The sequence below is a fragment of the Sphingobacteriales bacterium genome, assembly GCA_012517435.1.
Taxonomy (GTDB): domain Bacteria; phylum Bacteroidota; class Bacteroidia; order CAILMK01; family JAAYUY01; genus JAAYUY01.
Genome location: JAAYUY010000054.1, coordinates 1 through 2,241, shown reverse-complemented (window position 1 = coordinate 2,241; position 2,241 = coordinate 1). Strand labels below are relative to the sequence as shown.

The 2,241-nt window shown below is 40.7% G+C and carries 3 protein-coding genes; 1 reads left to right on the top strand and 2 read right to left on the bottom strand.

All coding sequences use genetic code 11. The features are described from left to right. Positions 1 to 340, top strand: a 340-nt coding sequence (locus GX437_03130) for a hypothetical protein (GenBank protein NLJ06645.1), incomplete at its 5' end; no start/stop codon positions are given. Positions 341 to 409: 69 nt separating this feature from the next. Here GX437_03130 and GX437_03125 read toward each other — a convergent pair. Continuing rightward, entirely contained in the window at positions 410 to 1,870 is a 1,461-nt protein-coding gene (locus GX437_03125) for a Ni/Fe hydrogenase subunit alpha (GenBank protein NLJ06644.1), read from the bottom strand. Next, on the bottom strand, positions 1,867 to 2,241 hold a 375-nt coding region (locus GX437_03120), incomplete at its 5' end, for an oxidoreductase (GenBank protein NLJ06643.1). The genes GX437_03120 and GX437_03125, both read right to left, overlap by 4 nt.

Below are 2,241 nucleotides of genomic sequence, written 5' to 3'. Positions count from 1 at the left end.
TGATACGAATACAAAGTTACCAGGAACTGATTTACTCACTAAATCGTTTATTAATAGCTCAAAAAATGGGGGTGAATGGTTAGTTTTCGATTTAGAAAAAGAAAATGTTTACCTGCCTGAAAATGGTGCTTTGGTTGCCATGGAATGGTTAAATTGTGGAGACGAATACTTTTATTCTTTTAAGGATAGTAAACACCAATATTATGGAGTTGTCCTTGGCATGACCAGAGATATAAAAAGCAATTTAGGTTATATAAAAAGCTTTGAAAAAAAATGGCATAAAATTGAGGATTTGCCTGTAATAATAAATCCAGCAATAAGAGTCATTTGCATTCAATAAAAACAAAGGATTTATTCAATTAGCGGGGGAATTAATTCCCCCGCTATTAAAAATCCCCCTTCAAGAAAGTTATCTTTTCACGCTCTGCAACAATTCCCCTTCCTTGTCCCTTATATTCACCACCAAAGGCATTTCCCCCGGTTGGTAATGGGTAGCACATGAAAAACATGGGTCATAAGCCCTGAAGGCCATTTCTATCATATTCAAAATGCCATCAGTAACAGGCTGTCCTTTTTTAATAAGCCCTTGTGCTGCTTTTTTGATAGACATACAAATTGCTGCATTGTTGTTGGTCGTTCCAACAATGATATTTGCTTTGGTAACAATTCCTTTTTTATCAGTCCAGTAATGATGTGTCAATGTGCCACGCTGGGCTTCCACAATTCCTACTCCTTCTTCAGGAATGTTTGTTAATGGAGCACGCAAATCTTTTCCGGTTATATCAGGGTCGGTAGCTAATTCAAGACATCTTTCGGCTGAATACAGCAATTCCACCAAACGTGCCCAGTGCATGGCCAGGGTAGCATGAACAGGCTTTCCACCTAAAGTTTTATACATTTTCTCATATTCAATCTGTGCCAAAGGGGTAGCCATTCCATCCGAAGCATTCAGTCGGCTCAATGGAGTTGCCTGATAAACACCCGAATCATTTCCATCGATAAAGCCTTTCCATCCAATTTCTTTCAGATACGGGAATTTCAGATAGCTCCATGGCTCAACTCTTTCTGCTACATATCTGGTATAATCCGATGGAGCATATTTAAACAATTCTTTACCTTCGGTGTCAACCACCCTGACCTTCCCGTCATAAAAATTTACCTTATTGTTTTCATCTACCAATCCCATTGAATGGATTTTCAGGCTGTATGGTCCATTGACAATCAGGTCAACATAGGCAGAATTGGCCAGAACAACATCTTCAAAGATTTTCAGAGAGAATTTTGCAAATTCAATAAATCCTTCTGCTTTCCTGACAATATCATCTCTTTGCTCTTCGTTCAGTCCTTTTCTGACACCACCGGGAATGTTTAGCACCACATGTGTCTGATGTCCACCAAGTAAGGCCTGAATTTCCTGAGCCAGACGTCTTTGTTTGATAACTTCCGTTCCGATTTCTACTCCAACTTTTTCAATCACTCCCAGAATATTTCTTTTTGCAGTCGGAGCATCAGGGCCAACCACAAAGTCGGGAGCTGCCAAAGCATAAAAATGAGCAATATGGCTGTGAACAAAATGAGCCATGTAAAACAACTCTCTGATTTTCTTTGCCGTTGGCGTTGGTTCCACCCTATAAACAGCATCGGCAGCCTTTCCGGAAGCCATGTGATGACAACCAGGGCAAACACCACAAATCTTGGTAACAATCTGGGCCAATTCTTCTACCGGACGGCCTTCCACAAATTTTTCAAATCCCCTGAGTTCGGGAACCTGAAAATAGACATTGTCAACACTTCCTTCATCGTCAAGGAAGATTTCAATTTTACCATGGCCTTCAAGCCTTGTAATCGGATCAATGGTTATTCTTTTCATACAATTACTTTTCTTCTTAAAATAGAACCTGGTAAACTAAAGCGGTAAAAAGTTCCGGCAGGATCGTCAATGGTAGCAACAATTTTTTCGACTTCTTCGGGGGTATTGGCATCAATCATGGTAGCCACAGCCGAAAGCATTTTAGCTCCCGGATCGGGTACATCGGGCGGTGGGCCATAACAACCACGGCAAGGAGCATTTCCTTCAATACAGCGTACTCCGCAACCACCTCTGGTAGCAGGCCCCATGCAGATAATCCCCTGTTCAAGGAAACATGTTTCCCCATCATCAATCACATCAACAGGCCTTTTAAATTCTTTAACCAGTTTATTTTCAGTTCTTTTTCGTTTACATTCATCACACTGAGATTT